Here is an 18,982-nt window from a genome sequence, read left to right on the forward strand (position 1 = left end):
AGGTAGGGATTGGAACGGGATTGCCGGTTTTGCTTTTATGATTTGTAATTTTTTAATATGAGTGGTATAGTACCGGCTTCAGCTTTTCATAGCATCACCTGTTGCGTCGCAATCCTTTCATCTTTCAGAACCTTGTTCTACTTTTTCCTGGCTATAAGCATTATGGAAACAGAATTTATCCAGGGCCAAACATCTACTTTGCATCTCTCTGTCTTTGCGGTTAATAATCCTCGTTAAAATAAACCAAAATCAATCAGACCATAAAATTACTGGTACCTTTATTACGTTCTCTGCCATGTTGTTCCTTCCTTAACCACTCGTATCAAATTTATTTACCCAACAAAACCTTGCTATGCAGGAAAGTATACAGTCGCTCTCCCAAAGGGCGGAATATGAACCCTCGTTATTTACCAGGTTTCTATGGTGGCTAAGCACCGCGGAAAAAGAATTAGTTATTGATTGCAAAGTTGACCGCAACCGGTATGCCATAACAGGTATGACCGTTCTGGGGACATGGCTCTTTGCTACACTGGCCTGGACTTATTTTTTTTCCACTATTGTAACAGATTTCTGGATAGCATCCTTGCTCGGTATTTTTATGGGAGGCATTATCCTTGGTATTGACCGCGCATTAATTAAAGGTATCACAGCCTCAAACAAAAACAAGATTACACCGCTTTTATTTCGTGCTATACTTGCCATAACCATCGGCACATTTATGGCGCAACCTGCTTTGTTATATCTATTCGACAAGGAAGTGCATCTGCAAATATCTCTGGACAACGAAGGCAAGAAAAGATTAAAGCTGCAACAGCTGGATAGCTTATATGCTGCGCAGAAAACAGAACTTATAAATGAAAAGAATGCGCTACAGTTACAACTCAATAATAAATACAATGAAGTAAGCAACGCAAGAGAAGCATTCATTGCAGAAACAGATGGAACAGGAGGTAGCGGCAAAATAGGTCTCCGCGATATTGCCAAAGCCAAACAAAATGAGTATAGCAAACTGGATAATGATTACACGCAGTTAAATGGTGCATTGCAACCCCGCTTGCATGCAATTGACAGTACACTTGCTACAATCGAAACAGCAAAGCAGGCAGAACAAAAAAAATTCGAAGCATTACTGAATGATGGCTTCCTGGTACGCATAGAAGCCCTACAACACTTAGTAGAAAACAACAGCGCTATGGCATTCCGTTATTATCTGCTGGTAATTTTACTGGTACTGATAGAACTGATGCCCGTAATTGCAAAAACAATTTTACCTGTTGGTGCATATGACGAAAAAGTAAGATTGCAGGAAGAAATGGAAAGAGAAATTGCCGCACGCAACACCAGAAAAGAAACTGATCTTAAAGAATTGTATAACCAGCTTGCCTTTGAACAGGACAGTGAATTTATAAAAGATTTCTTTGAACAGGCCAAACAACAACGAAAAGAAAAAATGCTGGAAAAGCTTGGTCGCTGGAAAAAAAGCGAAGGCAGATCATTCGATTCCGTTTGGACAAATTTGAAAAAAGATTTTTTAACCAAGCAGGAAAACTAATAAAAGAAAGCTGTTTTATAAGGATACCTTATCTTATACAATTCCCGCACTTTTGTAAGTATTGTAGCACGCAGGTCATCTATATGCATGCGTTCTGTTGCTGATACAAATATGCAGTTGCCGTTGGTTTCATTTTCCCAGCGTTCATGAAGTTCACGAAGTATTTCAAGACGCACTTCTGCTTCTACCCATTCATCAATATTTTTTTCCTCGTAGAGATCCATCTTGTTAAATACGATCACTATAGGCTTATCAAATGCCTTTAGATCCTGCAAGGTTTTATTTACCACACCAATCTGTTCTTCGTATTGCGGATGCGAAATATCTACAACATGCAAGAGCAAGTCAGCTTCTCTTACTTCATCAAGCGTACTTTTGAAGCTTTCCACCAAATGATGTGGAAGCTTTCGTATAAATCCAACTGTATCACTTAAAAGAAATGGCGTATTTTCAAATACTACTTTACGGGTTGTGGTATCAAGTGTGGCAAATAATTTATTTTCAGAAAATACATCACTTTTACTAAGCAGGTTCATCAGCGTACTCTTACCAACATTTGTATAACCAACCAAAGCAACACGTATAAATTCACCACGGTCTTTGCGTTGTGTAAATGATTGCTTGTCTATCTCAGACAATTTTTTTCTTAAGAGTGATATCTTATCTTTTACAATACGGCGGTCTGTTTCAATTTCTGTTTCGCCGGGTCCTCGTGTACCAATTCCACCACCCTGTCTTTCTAAGTGTTTCCACATACCTTTTAACCTTGGCAATAAATATTGATATTGCGCAAGTTCAACCTGCACCTTTGCCTGCGCAGTTCTTGCACGTCGGGCAAATATGTCGAGTATTAGGTCACTGCGGTCAATTGTTACAACACCCAATTCCTTTTCAATATTAGAAATTTGTGAGCCGGTAAGCTCGTCATCAAATATAACCAGAGTGATATTTTTACTGATTACATAATTCTTGATCTCTTCGAGTTTTCCTTTACCAACAAAAGTTTTACTGTCGGCATGTTTTAATTTCTGGGTAAATCTTTTTACAGCAATCGCTCCTGCCGTTTCTGCAAGGAATGCCAGTTCATCAAGATATTCTTCTACCTGTTCATAGGTTTGCTCCCCCTGCACAAGCCCAACCAGTACAGTTCTGTCTTCGTTTTCTATTTTCTGCTTTTTCTCTATCAATCTCTTTTGTTTTTTATCAAAGGTAATATGCAGTTAATAAAAACACGTTTTTAAAAAACGGAGCATGGAATCATGTTTTTATAACATGGCAATTTATTCCTCCGGCTCTTGCATTTAGCAAATATGTTTTTATTTTCTTTTGTATTTGTGTTGGCTTTGCCAATTATGGCATCGGTTGTTGTGTCACTCACTTGTACGTTCAGAACATTAATGAACAAGCTACCCAGCTCTAAGTTTGCAACTATCGGCTCATAGCTGTATTAAAGTACAAGAGTGCGACGCAACAATGCTTAATAGTTATACTGCTGCCTGGTAAAAAAATAATTCAGTACTCAGGGGAGGGAATCAATATAGATTCACTATTCAGGTGGCCGGAACAGCAACCTCATGGGTTTTTATATTTTCTTTATGAAGTTCATGAATGTATTGATGTTTCAGGTGCTCATAAAAAGATCGTTTATCTATAAGTAGTGAAACCAGTCCTGCCACCATGCCTGCCAGCATAAGATAAAAAATAACATTGTGCCTGTCTGTCATTTCCAATACAAGTATTGCAGAAGTAAAAGGTGTTCTTGTTACACCTGTAAGAAATGCAACCATACCACAAAGTATAAGCAGGTTAGCATCTGCAGGAAGCATATTGAACCAACCTGAAATTACAGACCCAATTGATGCACCGGCTGCAAGTGCAGGTGCAAATACACCACCTGCAACTCCTGTTGTAAATGTAACTACTGAGCCGGCCATTCTTATAAGTGGCTCATACCAGTGCGCATATTTATCAGCAGTAAAAAGTTTAGTGGCCATTAATTCTTTACCGGAACCCAGAGATTCTTTACCAATAAAATAACCCAGGGAGGCAATAACCAGTGCACAAACAATTGCATAAAATATAAACTGGTATTTATATCGAAAACCAGCTTTCCATTTAAAAAGTGCAAGCATAAGCTTAGACATTGCGCTACCTGAAAGGCCGGCAATAAAAGCCACCAACAAGACCGGAAAAAAAACCCACTTAGAAAGACCATTCACATTAGGATAGCCAAGATATAGATATGGTCCCAAAAATGCCTGGGCCGTTAATCCTGCAATAATAACAGCAGTAAACAATGCGGTTTTAAAATAGCTGATATGCGTTTTAGTAAGTTCTTCTACTGCAAACACTATTCCGCCTAACGGTGTATTAAATGCTGCAGCAAGACCTGCAGCAGCGCCGGTCATGATCATATTTTGCCTGGATATCTTGGGCCACCATGCAGGCAGCCATTGATTTATTTTTCTAAAAACAGAGCCGGCAATTTGTATGGTTGGGCCTTCTCTGCCTATAATACCACCACTAAATACAACCAACAAAGAAGAGAATATTTTTATAATGATAATTCGTAAACTTAGCAACCTGTCAACCTTTTCATTGTGGCGGGGATTGGCAAGCTCAATTGCCGCAATTACCTGTGGAATACCACTACCCCTTGAGTAAGGTGCATATTTTTTTACCAGCCACCAACCCAGCACAAAACAGGTTGGCGTTAAAATAAAAAAACACCAGGATGCATGATCATAAATATATATACTTCCCGTTTCTGCGTAGGCAAAAAGCTTTGCATAAAAGACTGCAACAAGACCGGTAATTATGGAACCCAACCAAAACGGAATTGCCTGCAGAATATTTTTCTTTACTCTTTCATTACGAATATTATCAAACGAGTCTTTTATTTTCTTACGCACAAAGCGGATAATCTGCATTTTAAAATTATTATTCTGGTGTTAAGTATAAAATACAAAAGATAAATGCACGCAGGAGGGCAAAGATATAAATACCTTACTTATTTTGCCTGTTGACATATTAAGGAAAGGAACAAGTGAGTGACACAACAGGCGACACCACAAAGAACTGACGTTGGTCATAAAAACAAATCTCCCAATCTCGTAATGTTATGCTATTGATGCCTGTTACATTTGCAGGCTAAATCATTCAATGGCAGAAAAGGGTTTACATATAGCATTAGTAGGCAACCCCAATAGTGGCAAAACATCATTATTTAATGTACTTACCGGTTTAAATCAAAAGGTAGGAAACTTTCCCGGAGTTACGGTTGATAAAAAAACCGGCTATACACAATTAGATAATAACACAGGTGCCACACTTATAGATCTTCCGGGCACATACAGTTTGTATCCGCGCCGTGCTGATGAATGGGTTGCTTATAAAGTGTTGATGGATGCTGATGAAGAAATAAAGCCAGACATAATACTACTGATTGCTGATGCAAGTAACCTGAAAAGAAATTTACTTTTTTGCAGCCAGATAATTGATTTAAAACATCCTGTGGTTGTGGCTTTGACCATGATGGATCTTGCCCGTAAAAAAGGTATAGAAATAGATGTGCAGGGATTGGAAAGAGAACTTGGTGTACCCGTTATACCCGTTAATCCCAGGAAAAACAAAGGCATTGCGCAATTAAAAAAACAATTGCAACAAACAGCAAAACACCAGTTTGTTCCGCAACAATTTGATTTTATTCCAAACAAAGAACTTGCTGCTGATGCCATTGCAAATGTGCAGCACATATTTCCGCATTTAAGTGATTATGCGGCTATTCATTACCTCATTAATCATGAAAATTTTTCACTGAACGATGCAAACCAGGAACGAATAGAGCAAATAGAAGCAGAACATAAATTCAACCCCGTAAAAACACAGGCAGAAGAAATTATGCAACGCTATACGCGTATTAAAACAGTAATGAAACAAAATGTGGTAGAGCCTGACCCGCTGCAGAAAAAATTATTTACAGAATACCTTGATAATATTTTATTACACCGCGTTTGGGGTTATGTTATTTTAATGATAGTACTGTTTCTTTTGTTTCAAAGTATTTTCTGGCTGGCGCAATTTCCGATGGATGCTATTGACTGGAGTTTTTCAAAACTTACGGCAGCACTGAATGATTTTTTACCGCAGGTATGGTGGAGTGATCTGCTGATAAATGGATTGGTTGCTGGATTAAATGGCATACTCGTTTTTGTGCCGCAGATAATGATATTGTTTGGGCTCATCACTGTGCTGGAAGATACAGGCTATATGGCGCGTATAAGTTTTCTCAGTGATAAACTGATGCGTAAAGTTGGGCTTAACGGGAAGAGCGTGATGCCCATGATCAGCGGCTTTGCCTGCGCTGTACCGGCTATAATGAGTGCCCGTAATATTGAAAACAGGAAGGAAAGATTGCTTACTATATTGGTAACTCCTCTAATGAGTTGCAGTGCAAGGCTACCGGTATTTACTATACTTATTGCGTTGGTAATACCAAACACTTATTTTTTTGGGATACTTAGTTTACAAGGCCTTGTAATGATGGGGCTTTATTTGTTGGGTACCATAATGGCACTTATAGTTAGTTATGTTTTAAAGTTTTTTATACAGCTAAAAGAGAAAAGTTTTTTTATACTTGAATTACCTGTATACCGTGCACCACGCTGGAAGAATGTTGGCATAACCATGGTAGAGAAAGCAAAAATATTTGTAACAGACGCAGGCAAGATCATTATACTCATAAGCTTGTTGTTATGGTTTCTAAGCAGCTATGGGCCTTCGGGCAGAATGAATGCAGTTGAAACAAAATATGCGGTATTGTTGAAACAACCGAATACGGCAGAATCAACAAAATCAATTACCAAGCAATACAATTCGGAGAAACTGCAGAATTCTTATGCAGGCATTCTTGGTAAAGCAATTGAACCGGCTATTAAACCTTTGGGGTACGACTGGAAGATTGGCATTGCACTAATCACTTCTTTTGCTGCACGAGAAGTTTTTGTGGGCACTATGGCTACACTTTACAGTGTAGAAGAAAGTGACAACAGCACGCTTAAACAAAAAATGGAAGGCGCTGTACGCGAAGACGGCACTAAAGTATACACTTTGCCTGCTGGTTTATCACTGATGGTTTTTTATTTACTGGCCATGCAATGTATGAGCACACTTGCTGTTGTAAAACGTGAAACTCGTTCCTGGAAATGGCCCGCTATACAACTTGTTTATATGACGGGCCTTGCATACTTCATGAGCCTACTGGTGTACCACATCTTCTAAAAATTTATTTTACCGGCTTTTGCATTTCATAGCATCACCTGTTGTGTCACTCACTTGTACTTTCAGAAAAAGATTGAACAAGGGAAAAATAAAAGTTGAAAAGGGAAAACATATTCACTTTTACCGTTTGTCTTTTCACCTGCTGCTATGTGTATAAATGTACAAGTGTGCGACGCAACAAAAACTTAATAATTATTACAAATGCCCGGCCCAAAAATTTATTTCTTTTCTAAAAATATCTCTGCCATCATACAGCGTGTGCTGCCACCACCAATTGTTTCAATAGTAGTAATATCCACTGGTAATAACGTGGTGTGGTGTTGTAAAATATTCTTCTGTTCTTTAGTAAGTGAATTGTATGCAGATTTACTAAGTATCGTGAATTTTTCTCCCTTTGTATTTTTTACCTGCAACATATTGCCGGCAAAGGCATGCACCTGTTTCAAACTAATTGGAATTACTTCATGACCGGTTGATATAAGCAATTGTGAAACAGCAATGCGTTCTGTTTCGTTGGTAATAGATTCCATACAAATAACAGCATATGTTTCGCCAAGATGCATGATAACATTGGTATGATAAACATCAGTTCCGTTCTCATCTTTCGAATAAAATAACATGGCTTTATACCCATGTGCATGCGCAAATTTTTCAAGTACGCTTTTATTGGTGCGTGGTGAGATGCATGCATAGATAACTTTGTATTGCTGGTCTATAATCATGCTGCCGGTGCCTTCCAGAAAAAGGCTTTCTGCTTCATACTCGCTCCAGTCTTCCACATCCCGAACATTATATTTATCAACCAGCATCTGCAGCAGGTCATTTCTTTTTTCTATACGCCTGTTGGGTGCATACATCGGGAATACGGCAAGCGTGCCATCTTCCAGTGTGCAAAACCAATTGTTAGGAAAAAGCGCATCGGGTTTTACAGGCTTTGCGGTGTCTTCAAACACAATTACTTCAATTCCTTTTTTTCGCAAAGTGGCAACAAACTTATCAAACTCTTCAACAGCTTTTTGCTGTATTTCTTTCTGCGAAGCTTTTATGTTTTTTTGAAACACATTATTCTGTGCTGTCTCTGCATTAAATCCAAAACTTGCAGGACGCACCATTAGTATGGTAGATGCTATCTGGCTCATAGATTATATTTTTTCTCTCAGCAAAGGCATACTCATGCAATGCGCACCGCCTCTTGCTCTTGATAATTCTGCCGAAGGTAAAACGATCAATGTATCTTTTACCTCTGCAGGTGTTAATTCATTGTTTTCAAATTTCTTCAATAATTCTCCAACTTTTATCACTGTAAAACCATTGGCCATAAAGCCTTTGAAGGTTTCTTCATTTCTGTCGTAACCTACCACTACACCATTTTTCAGTGCAAGCAGGTTACAACTGTCTGTCCATTGTTCACGTTCATCATGCGGAAAAACATTGTTACCACTGTAAATAATTTTCACATCACTTTCAGCAATACCAAAATCTTCTATACTTATGCTACGCAACAATGATTCAAGACCCTTTACTTTATCGCTTATATCAGTAAGATAATCTTTACCCGGTTGGTATGTTTCAGCTATCGGCTTATAGAATCGGAATATTTCTATACTTTCATGCTCTGGCACATAATCTTTATCTAAAAGGTAACGGTAATAAGCAAACTGCTTATCATTTCTCTCCTGGCCTACACGCTCTGAAAATTTTCCAAACAATACCCAGGTGTCTTTTCTTACATGTGTAAACACCGTATCAATATGCATTACAGCACGGTGATGCGGAATTTTTATCACGGTGATTTTTTCGATCCCTGTTTTATTGTTGGCAAATATTTTATGTATTACTTCATCTGCGGCAGACGGTGTGGTTCGTTCACTTACGCCGATCAACAAATGATTAGGAGCGATCATCATCACATCCCCACCTTCTACAGAAGTTTTAAAATCTTTCTGTTCATTTTCATCGAGTAAAAAGAAATCACTTGATTCAGAAATTTCTATCAGTTTATCTTCATTGCCTTCAAAAAGGTAATAGAAAGAAATAAATTTCATCAGCAGGTTTTCTCTTTCTCTTGCAGCAGTTGCAGCATTACTGAGTAATAAATGATCGTTTATAGTAATGCCAATATCCCTTGTAAAAATAAAATTAGGAACAGGTGCAAATACAAATTCTTTAATGCTTTTATCTTTATTGTGTAGCACGCCGGTAATTAAAACCTTGGCAAGTTCTGCAGCATCTGTAATGGTTTGCAGTGTACGTTCTGTTGCAAAGCTGCAGCCTTCCCAGGCGCATACCCCGGAAATAATACGCTGACGCAACGCTTCATTCTTCAATATCTGTGTTAAAAGAAATTGCGTTTCTAAAACCTTATCACTGTTGAAATATGCGGGATTATCGGGTTTGAAACAATCAGCTTGTTTTTGGTTTACTTGTTTCTTTTCGCACTCCAGTATGTATGGAATTTTTTCCGGGTCAAGAAAATACAACAGCAACTTTATATACTCATTATATTCCCTGCGCATTTGCGCAAGATGCACTGTATCATCATACAGCCATTCTTTAAATTTTCCGGGAACAACTTTACCAATACCACCATCAGGGCTATGAATGAGCAATCGTTTTAATGTGCCTATCTCTGAGCTTACGTTGATAGAACTTGTTTGTTGCATAAAAGTCATTAATGTGCAAAGCAACGAAACTTCGTGCACATCTGTATATCTGTATCAGTAAATACTTTACAGTGAATTTCTATGAACCCAACGAATGATTTTAAATTAAGCATTGTTGCCTCGCACTCTTGTACGTTTTATTCGCTATGCAACCAATGCGTCTATCTTCTTAGAAAGTTTACGGTCTTTTTCTGTAACAATATCCCCGGCATCATGTGTGCTAAGCCAGATCTCTACTTTATTGTAAACGTTTGTCCATAATGGATGATGATCCATTTTTTCTGCTTCTATTGCCACTCTTGTCATAAAAGCAAATGCTTCTGAAAAATTTTTGAACTCAAATTTTTTATAGAGTGTATTGTTTTGTTCTGTCCACATAATAAAGATGTTTAAAGTAGTTTGATCAATAATGATACCACAGATGAACGTAATGCGACGCAACAGGCGATGCCATAAAAAGATGCAGCCAGTATCAAAAAAAATTAAAAGACTAAGTTTCCCTTATTTTTTATATGCTCATTAGTTAGTTCTGCTATTAACTGTACGCCATTTATTTTTTTTACAGACTGTATTAAGTTGTAACAATCTTCATCAGGAAAGCAATCCCCTTTTACCAGCCACAAAAAATCCATATGCTTAAATTCGGGCAAAAGATACTCACCGTCATACTGATTGTGATAAATGAAATGATGCAGATCTGTATTTGGAACCGTGAACTGGTATACGGGAAAAAAATATTGCCGGCCTTTTTTCTGCAAATGAATTTCAATATCTGGGTTAAGCCTGAAATTAAAACCGATCATGTTATTGATGGCCCAGCAGAAACGATAACTTTTTGTTGTAGCCGTAATGCCAAGCAAACGGGTGTCTTCAAAAAAATCATCTGTTAATTCATCTATGTTCAGTTTTAATTTCATCTTTAGAATTCAACATCAAAATCAATTTCTTTATCGGCGCGTTTAATATGCAATTTTGTTTTGTCACCTTTTTTAAAATGCTGTAGTGCCTGCATATAAGTAGTTACATCTACAAATTTATAATCGCCCAATTGAAGTAAAATATCTCCAGCCTGCAGACCAATTCGCTCTGCTGTTTTGCCTTTGCTTACGCCATCAATACGCATGCCTGTACCACTGTAACCATAATCCGGCATTACACCAAGGGTAACCGGTAATGATACAGAACGTATTTCTGCATCACGTGTTTTTGTAAAAGTAAGTTTGCCTTTTGTATCCGTTGCTTCTATAATTTGGTTGATATAATCAACGATCTCTACTTCGCCTGCATAATTGATCTTATCCCAATCATCAGTTGCTTTGTGATAATCAGGGTGGCTATTGGTAAAGAAAAATAATACCGGGATTTCTTTCCTGTAGAAAGAAGCATGATCGCTTGGACCACTGCCGCTGCTGTCAAATTTTATTGCAAGCCTTTTATCTGTTGCGGTTGCAAATACCTGTCCCCATTCAGGTGAAGTACCATAACCTCCGATGGTCAACTTCCTGTCATCTGCATAACGGCCCACCATATCCATATTGATCATGTAATTTGGAACAATGTTCATCGTTGGTTTATCAAGCCAGTATTTTGAACCAAACAAGCCTAGCTCTTCTCCTGAGAAAGCAATAAACAAATAGTTATTATTATGTGCTTTTGTTTTTTGAAGCACCCTGCTCATTTCAATTAATGCAGCTGTGCCGCTTGCATTATCATCGGCCCCATTGTGTATCTGGCCTTGTCCATCAAGGCTATTGGCGTCTTCACCATAACCAAGGTGATCATAATGTGCACCAATTATTACGGTAGTAGGCGCATTAAAATTCAGGTAGCCAACAACGTTATGCGCCTTTCTTGTTTTATGGGTAAGCGAAACTTTTATTCCCAGATCATACGTGCCTGTTGAATCATCAAGGAATTTTTTTGCAGCATCACCTGTAACAAAAACTACAGGAATATCTGCCAAAGCTGTACTATCATTCTTGTTAAACTGAATGTTATCTACTGCAGAAGAACTGTTATATACAATCAAAGCTGTGCCTCCTTTTTTACCGGTGTTTGTTGCTTCTTTTATGATCGCATCATAAATATCAAAATGTGGATTGCTTTTATTTTCTGCCAGCACATCTTTTACATCATAGAACCATGGTTCGTCTTTTTCTCTTAAGCCCGGTGATGCAATTCCGGTAACAGTTTTGTTTGCAGAAAATGCCAGCGGGAAGTAATCTTTTTTCAATTCCAGCTTTGTATCGTTTATAGAAAATTCGTTACCGGAATCTTCAAATTGTTTGCCTTCGTTTATTTCAAACTCCTGCACAAACCCATTAGTGCCTTTTGGTTGTAATCCGTTTTTATTGAATTGATCAACTATATATTGCATAGCAAGTGTTTCCCCGGGAGTGCCTGTGCGCCTGCCTTCCAGTTTGTCATCGGCCAGGTATTTAATATGTGCCTGGATGTTTGTAATGGTTATTTTATCGGCCTTTTCCTGTGCCTTGCGTTGCTTTTTTGTTTGTGCAAAAGTTAATAAGGGAAATAATACTATCAGCAATAAGAGCTTCTTCATGTATGAGTTCAATTTGATGTTGCAAATGTAAGATGTTGTTGTTGCGGTACATTGTTGTGAATAAAAATCGTACCGTTTTATTTTTTTGAACCAGGCGTACTAATAAGCATTAAGCTTTCGTTGCGTCGCACTCTTGTACTTTAAAACAGCCTTGAGCTGTGAGCTTTCATATTCTGCTCGCAGCTCAAAGCTCAAGGCTCGTAGCTTGTTCATTAAAGTTTTGAATGTTGAAGTGAGTGACACAACAGGCGATGCCATGCAATACAAAAGCCGGCAACAAAAAACTATTTTACATTTCTTCCTTTCCATTCATAGGTTCCAAATTTACCAAGCCACCCTGACACAACAGTGTACACAATATGAAAAAGCTGCATTACAGGAAACCACCACATTAATTTTTGCTCGCCAAAAAAAGCTGTGGCCTGACGCATAAATATTGTTTCAAAAAATATTTTGGAAAGTAAAAGTATAAGCCACAAAAAAAATATTGGCGCATAAAAAATACTTAGGAAAGGTAGTACCAGCAATAAAAGATTTACAAAATATACAAGCAGTAATACAAAAAAAATTCTTTTGTCATCATAGCTGGTAGCCTTACTTGCCCATCTTATGCGCTGGTTAATAAAACTTTTCCAGTCTGGCATTGGTGGTGTCGATACAATAACATCTTCACTAAATAGGTATGCTGATTTATGTGGGAACTGTTTTTTTATTTTATGCATTAGCAACATATCATCGCCACTGGCGATGGCATCAATGTTTTTGAAACCACCTACAGCATAGAATGCATCTTTCTTATAAGCAAGGTTAGCGCCATTGCACATACTAAGTATACCGGCACTTACAGATGCTGCTGTAATGCCCTGCAGGCTTATAAAATCAAGACATTGAAAAACAGAAAGAAAAGATCCTGTATTAATAAATTTTACCGGCGCCGCTATAAAAACCGGGTTGGTTTGCTGAATATATGCATCAAACGTTTGCAGCCATGATGGTTTTACAATACAATCAGCATCTGTTGTAATGATCCATTCATATGCTGCAAAAGAGATGGCTGTTTCTATTGATTTTTTCTTGTAAGAATTTTGTTTGCCGTCAATATGATCTTTTAATTGTATCAATTTAAGATTGTGAAATTTTCTTTGCAGTTTCAGAACAATGGCCGCTGTATCGTCTGTTGAAAAATCATCTACCACTATTATTTCAAAAAGATAATCCGGATAATCATTTTGCAAAACAGATAACACACATACTTCTATGTTGGCTGCTTCATTCCTTGCCGGTATTACAATGCTGAAGCGGGTTTTAGGCTGCAATAAAACAGCTGCTTTATACAAAACAAGCTTGTTAAAAAAAAAGGTATAAATCAGGATCAGCAAACAATATAATGCTGTTAACACAATAGACAGGTAAAAAATGAATAACCACATATGGCTGCAAAGAAAATCAAATTATTGAGAGAACTGCATGGCTATGTCAACTGCATATTTTTCTTTGAGCAACTGGTGACCGGTATTAAGCACTAAAACTTTTACGTTCTCTTTATCTTTTTTAAAGGCATCACTTCTTTTGTAAAGTATAATACGATCATAGTTGCCAAAAATAAACCGTACTGGTATTTTACGTTCTTTAATAATTTTTCTTACCAAAGGAAGATCTGGTTTAAATTTTCGTAGTGTTGTCCATCGCTTATACAACATAAGCCGTGCTTCTTTATCATCAAGATAATAGTGCAAAAATTTTATAATGCTTTTATTCAGAAATCCGGTTTTATATGCAAAATTGGTCATAGCAAAAAACCAGTCTGGATGCTGCATGGTTATATGAAATAATTTATTACCAATATAAGTTTGGGTACCGAGCCAATACCAGAAATTGACACGCAAGCCGTCCGGCGCAATTAAAACTACGCGTTCAATCCTTTCAGGTATCATCCGCAGTAAATGCAAAGCAATTCTCCCCCCAAGACTATAACCCAGCAATGAAAATTTACAGTTGCTGCTAAACCCTGATCTTTCAAGTATTCCGTTAATAATTTGAAGCAATTCATCAGGCGCAAATAATAGACCCTCCTGCCACTTTGTATCGCCATGAAAAGGAAGGTCAATGCATAATAAAGTATAATGTTTATCTATTGTATTATTTAAAAAAGCAAAGCTGTCCATGTTTTCACCAAAACCGTGCAGGCATACAATTAGAGATGGCCCGGTGCCTTCAACACCAAACCAAATTTCAGAGTTTTTATATGCTTCAGATTGCTTTTGCAATTAGGCTTAATTATTTAATTATGTATACGAAAAAATTAAGTCTTTAATGTTTGGTGGTTTCATAAAGATAACAGAATTTTGAATTAGTTGCATAACTAACAGTATGCCAAACAACCATTTTAAAAGCGAGGAATTATACAGTGTTATTAATGGTATTGCAAGCAGTGCCATAGCCCGTCGCTTGCAAAAGCATTTCAGGGAAGCTTCACTGGAAATAACGATTGAACAATGGAGTATTTTATACCATTTATGGCAGGAAGATTGCCTTAGCCAACAGGATCTTTGTAAGCGTACTTACCGTGACAAGCCCAGTATGACAAGACTTATTGACAATCTTGAAAAGCAAAAGTTCGTTAAAAGGATAGCGTCCAAAGAAGACAGACGGATAAATCTTGTTTGTCTTACGCAGGCAGCAAAAGACTTGCAAAATTTAACCGTTGACCTGGCTAACCAAACAATGGATGAAGCTCTTATAGGATTAAATAAAAGCGAAATAGAAACGGCAAAAAAAGTACTCTACCAGGTCTACGAGAATTTAAAAAAACAGTGAAGAAAGATTTTGGTCCGGGCTTTGGAATAAAAATCAGGCATTGTTGCGTCGCACTCTTCCACGCTTTGTATTCTATTAAACAATACAGCTAATAAATATTTTTTAACTCTTGCGAAATTATAATTTATGAGCACCACAACACAAAAAACAAAAGCGTTAAATGGTGGAGAATGGCTGATAAAAGAAAGCAACCCTGCTGATATTTTTATCATGGAAGATTTTTCTGAAGAACAGAAGATGATAAATGAGATGACCCACCAGTTTATTAACACAGAAGTACATCCTATTATGCAGCGAATAGAAAATCTTGAAAAAGGTCTCATGCCATCATTACTAGAAAAAGCCGGACAGTTAGGCCTAACAGGAATTGCTGTTCCTGAAGCATATGGAGGATTAGGAAAAGACCTTGTAACCGGTACTATTGTTAATGCCGCAATGGGCCGTGGATATTCTTACCTTGTAGCATTTACCGCACACACGGGTATTGGCTCTATGCCCATACTTTATTTTGGAACAGAGCAACAAAAACAGAAATATATTACGAAACTCGCCACCAGCGAATGGAAAGGCGCTTACGGGCTTACAGAACCAAACAGCGGCAGCGATGCACTAGGGGCAAAAACTACAGCAAAACTCAGTGAGGATGGAAAATATTATCTTCTTAACGGTCAAAAATGCTGGATAACAAATGGTGGGTTCGCTGATGTATATACCGTATTCGCAAAAGTCGATGGCGACAAATTCACTGCATTTATAATAGAAAGAGGCTTCGAAGGTTTTACACAAGGTCCTGAGGAACATAAAATGGGTATTAAGGGTTCATCAACTGTGCAATTATATTTCCAGGATTGCAAGGTGCCTGTAGAAAATGTGCTGGGTGAGATTGGCAGAGGTCATATTATAGCCTTCAATATTTTAAATACTGGTCGCTACAAACTGTGTGCTGCAACTATAGGGGGTTCAAAAGAAGCTTTAAATGGATCTATTAAATATGCCATTGAGCGGGAACAATTTAAAACATCCATTGCCAATTTCGGTGCTATTAAACATAAGCTGGCAGAAATGGCCATTCGTTGTTGGGTTGGTGATAGTGCCTTATACAGAACTGGTCATAACATAGATAACAAGGAAGCAGAACTTTCAGCAAGTGGCTTATCTTATGAAAAAGCTTATTTAGGCGCAGCTGAAGAATACGCCATTGAATGTGCCATGCTTAAAGTATATGGCAGTGAGGTATTGGATTTTTGTGCAGATGAAGGGGTACAAATTCATGGCGGTAATGGTTTCAGTGATGAGTACGAGATAAGCAGGGCATACCGCGACAGCCGTATCAACCGCATTTATGAAGGTACCAACGAGATTAACCGGCTACTTACCGTCGATATGGTATTGAAACGTGCCATGAAAGGTAAGCTTGATCTTATGGGACCGGCAACTGCAGTCGCTAAGGAATTAATGAGTATCCCTGATTTCACCACAGATGACGCCCCGTTTGCAAAAGAAAAAAAATATGTAAGCAATTTCAAGAAAGCAATATTACTTGTGGCTGGGGCTGCTGTTCAGAAATTAATGATGAATCTTGAAAAAGAGCAGGAAGTATTGATGAATATAGCAGATATGGCTATTGATACCTACAATGCAGAAAGCGCTTTATTGCGCGTAATGAAACTTACAGATACTTTCGGGGAAGCGGCTGTTACTTTTCAAAAAGACATAATGCAAACTTATTTATATGACGCTGCTGATAGAATAAATAAGAACGGTAAAGATGCATTGAATGCATTCGCAGATGGGGATGACTTGCGTATGATGCATATAGGTCTAAAACGTTTTACAAAACTTGATCCTTTTGATACAAAATCGGCAAGAAGGCGTATTGCCGATAAAATGATTGAAGAAAAAAAATATTGCTTCTAAAATTTTCATATAAAATTATTTAGTGGCATAAGTATTGCCATAGTCTTGTCGGGTTGCATCTGATTAAATAACGCCTGCTTTCTTTTTACATACCGTTTATCATAATGAAATATTTTATAACATATAGCGTTTAAACCTATGACTTCTTCTTTCGTCAGTAGCAACTAAAAACAATTCTATGGATAAATCCGCAACCGTACTAACACACCACGCCTTAAAAGGAGGTGAGTGGCTTATTAAAGAAAGTGATTCTGCTGAAACCTTTATTCCTGAACAATTTAACGAAGAGCAGAAAATGGTGATGGATATGTGTCACCAGTTCATGGAAACTGAAATAATTCCCAACCATGCAAAAATTGAAAAAGATCCGCTTTATAATTTAACCCTTCTGGCAAAAGCCGGCGAACAAGGTTTGTTGGGCGTTAGTGTACCGGCAATATACGGTGGGCTTGAAAAAGATTTTGTTACTGGCAGTATCGTAATGGAAGGCCTGGGCCGTGGTTATTCATTTTCTGTTTCATATTTGGCTCATACAGGAATTGGCACTATGCCGATTTTATATTTTGGTACAGAAGCGCAAAGACTAAAATATATACCTAAACTGGCAACCGGCGAATGGATCGGAGCTTATGGACTTACAGAACCGGGAAGTGGCAGTGATGCCTTAGGTGCTAAAACAACGGCCATCCTGAGCGATGATGGTAAACATTATATTCTTAACGGGCAGAAGTGCTGGATAAGCAATGGCGGCTTTGCAAATGTATATACGGTATTTGCAAAAGTGGATGGAGATAAATTTACTGCATTTATTGTTGAGCGAGGTTTTGAAGGCTTTACGCAGGGTACAGAAGAACAAAAAATGGGAATCAAAGGTTCGTCAACTGTACAACTTTACTTTCAGGATTGCAAAGTACCGGTAGAAAATGTGTTGGGAGAAATCGGACGTGGACATATAATAGCGTTCAACATTTTAAATATTGGCCGTTATAAACTTTGCGCAGCAACAGTAGGCGCCAGTAAATCTGTTGTAGAATTATCACTCCAGTACGCCATGAACAGAGAGCAGTTTAAACAACCCATTTCAAATTTCGGTGCCATTAAACATAAACTTGCTGAAATGGCCATCCGTACATGGGTTGGCGAAAGCGCTACCTATCGGGTAGGTAGTATGATAAGTGAGCGTGATATAGAATTACTGCAATCAGGCGAACCATTTAATACTGCCTTTTTAGGTGCCGCAGAAGAATACGCAATAGAATGCGCCATGTTAAAAGTATTTGGCAGCGAGCTTTTGGATTATTGTGTAGACGAGGGGGTACAAATACATGGCGGCAATGGATTTAGTGACGAATATGAAATAAGTAAAGCCTACAGGGACAGCCGCGTCAACCGCATTTATGAAGGTACCAACGAGATTAACCGTTTATTGACTGTTGATATGATGCTTAAACGTGCCATGAAAGGAAAGCTTGATCTAATGGGGCCGGCAATGGCTGTAAGCAAAGAATTAATGAGCATTCCTACATTAGAAGAAAATGATGCACCTTTTGCAAAAGAAAGAAAGTATATATCCAACTTTAAAAAAGCCATCCTTATGGTGGCTGGTGCTGCCGTACAAAAGCTGATGATGAATCTTGATAAAGAACAGGAAGTGCTGATGAATATTGCAGATATGTGCATCAATACTTTTATGGCGGAAAGTGCATTGCTACGTGTACTAAAGTTAACAGAACTGTATGGTGCCAATGCAGTATTGGTTCAAAAAGATATGATGAACACTTACCTGTATGATGCAGCCGATAGTATTAATAAAGCTGGCAAAGATGCATTAAATGCCTTTGCAGATGGCGATGAATTGCGTATGATGCAAATTGGCCTGAGACGTTTTACCAAAACAGAACCATTTAACACCAAAGCGTCGCGCCGCCGCATTGCAGATAGGATGATAGAGGAAGGCTGTTATTGTTTCTAACATTTCCACATAAAATCTAAGCGCCGAAAAAAATTTTCGGCGCTTTTTGTTTATATGAGTTTCAGACTTACGGAATGCTATTAAGCTTTAGTTGTGTCACTCACTTGTGCGGCTTTGCCTACACTCAGCCAGATGCACTGAAATGTTTTTCCTTGTAGCTATAAAAACGGAACGATGAAGTGCTTGCGACGCAACAGAAGATGCTATAAGCACTACAG

Annotated in this window: 14 protein-coding genes; 5 read left to right on the plus strand and 9 right to left on the minus strand. The window is 38.0% G+C overall.

The features are described from left to right. Nucleotides 1–352: 352 nt before the first annotated feature. Nucleotides 353–1,552 carry a DUF4407 domain-containing protein gene (locus FRZ67_RS12260; RefSeq protein ID WP_147189846.1) on the plus strand — a complete coding sequence of 400 codons (1,200 nt, stop codon included), beginning with the start codon at nt 353–355 and terminating at the stop codon, nt 1,550–1,552. Here FRZ67_RS12260 and hflX read toward each other — a convergent pair. Both hflX and FRZ67_RS12270 read right to left on the minus strand, forming a co-directional pair. Then, on the minus strand, nt 1,549–2,739 hold the full coding sequence (gene hflX, locus FRZ67_RS12265; protein WP_147189847.1) for a GTPase HflX: 1,191 nt from the start codon (nt 2,737–2,739) through the stop codon (nt 1,549–1,551). The two genes, FRZ67_RS12260 and hflX, sit on opposite strands and share 4 nt — an antisense overlap. 363 nt (nt 2,740–3,102) lie before the next feature. Then, nucleotides 3,103–4,482 (minus strand): chloride channel protein, encoded by a 1,380-nt coding sequence (locus FRZ67_RS12270; RefSeq protein WP_147189848.1) that lies wholly within the window; start codon nt 4,480–4,482, stop codon nt 3,103–3,105. A gap of 232 nt (nt 4,483–4,714) precedes the next feature. On the opposite strand from FRZ67_RS12270, the gene feoB reads away from it, so the two are divergent. Continuing rightward, complete coding sequence (gene feoB, locus FRZ67_RS12275; RefSeq protein WP_147189849.1) at nt 4,715–6,832, plus strand: ferrous iron transport protein B; 2,118 nt, start codon at nt 4,715–4,717, stop codon at nt 6,830–6,832. Between the two features lie 218 nt (nt 6,833–7,050). Here feoB and ctlX read toward each other — a convergent pair whose 3' ends face one another. The 7 genes from ctlX to FRZ67_RS12310 all read right to left on the minus strand — a co-directional run bounded on the left by ctlX (nt 7,051) and on the right by FRZ67_RS12310 (nt 14,325). Next, entirely contained in the window at nt 7,051–7,971 is a 921-nt protein-coding gene (gene ctlX / locus FRZ67_RS12280) for a citrulline utilization hydrolase CtlX (RefSeq protein WP_225975324.1), read from the minus strand. 3 nt (nt 7,972–7,974) lie between these two features. Beyond that, entirely contained in the window at nt 7,975–9,495 is a 1,521-nt protein-coding gene (locus FRZ67_RS12285) for an arginine deiminase family protein (protein WP_225975325.1), read from the minus strand. A 144-nt stretch (nt 9,496–9,639) separates the two neighbouring features. After that, nucleotides 9,640–9,873 (minus strand): 4a-hydroxytetrahydrobiopterin dehydratase, encoded by a 234-nt coding sequence (locus FRZ67_RS12290; protein WP_147189850.1) that lies wholly within the window; start codon nt 9,871–9,873, stop codon nt 9,640–9,642. 104 nt (nt 9,874–9,977) lie between these two features. Continuing rightward, nucleotides 9,978–10,412: an IPExxxVDY family protein gene (locus FRZ67_RS12295; RefSeq protein ID WP_192903868.1), complete on the minus strand. Its 435-nt coding sequence runs from the start codon at nt 10,410–10,412 to the stop codon at nt 9,978–9,980. A 2-nt stretch (nt 10,413–10,414) separates the two neighbouring features. After that, nucleotides 10,415–12,058 (minus strand): M28 family peptidase, encoded by a 1,644-nt coding sequence (locus FRZ67_RS12300; protein WP_147189852.1) that lies wholly within the window; start codon nt 12,056–12,058, stop codon nt 10,415–10,417. Between the two features lie 284 nt (nt 12,059–12,342). Continuing rightward, entirely contained in the window at nt 12,343–13,395 is a 1,053-nt protein-coding gene (locus tag FRZ67_RS12305) for a glycosyltransferase (protein WP_158638364.1), read from the minus strand. 114 nt (nt 13,396–13,509) lie between these two features. Beyond that, on the minus strand, nt 13,510–14,325 hold the full coding sequence (locus FRZ67_RS12310; RefSeq protein ID WP_147189854.1) for an alpha/beta hydrolase: 816 nt from the start codon (nt 14,323–14,325) through the stop codon (nt 13,510–13,512). Nucleotides 14,326–14,428: 103 nt separating this feature from the next. Here FRZ67_RS12310 and FRZ67_RS12315 point away from each other — a divergent pair, with 103 nt between their 5' ends. From FRZ67_RS12315 to FRZ67_RS12325, 3 genes are all read left to right on the plus strand, one after another. After that, nucleotides 14,429–14,875 carry a MarR family winged helix-turn-helix transcriptional regulator gene (locus tag FRZ67_RS12315; protein WP_147189855.1) on the plus strand — a complete coding sequence of 149 codons (447 nt, stop codon included), beginning with the start codon at nt 14,429–14,431 and terminating at the stop codon, nt 14,873–14,875. Nucleotides 14,876–15,001: 126 nt separating this feature from the next. Then, nucleotides 15,002–16,792: an acyl-CoA dehydrogenase FadE gene (locus FRZ67_RS12320; protein ID WP_147189856.1), complete on the plus strand. Its 1,791-nt coding sequence runs from the start codon at nt 15,002–15,004 to the stop codon at nt 16,790–16,792. Between the two features lie 178 nt (nt 16,793–16,970). Next, the gene (locus FRZ67_RS12325) at nt 16,971–18,764 is read left to right on the plus strand and encodes an acyl-CoA dehydrogenase FadE (RefSeq protein WP_147189857.1); all 1,794 of its coding nucleotides are present in this window, start codon (nt 16,971–16,973) and stop codon (nt 18,762–18,764) included. Nucleotides 18,765–18,982: the final 218 nt, after the last annotated feature.

This window comes from Panacibacter ginsenosidivorans, from assembly GCF_007971225.1.
Lineage (GTDB): Bacteria > Bacteroidota > Bacteroidia > Chitinophagales > Chitinophagaceae > Panacibacter > Panacibacter ginsenosidivorans.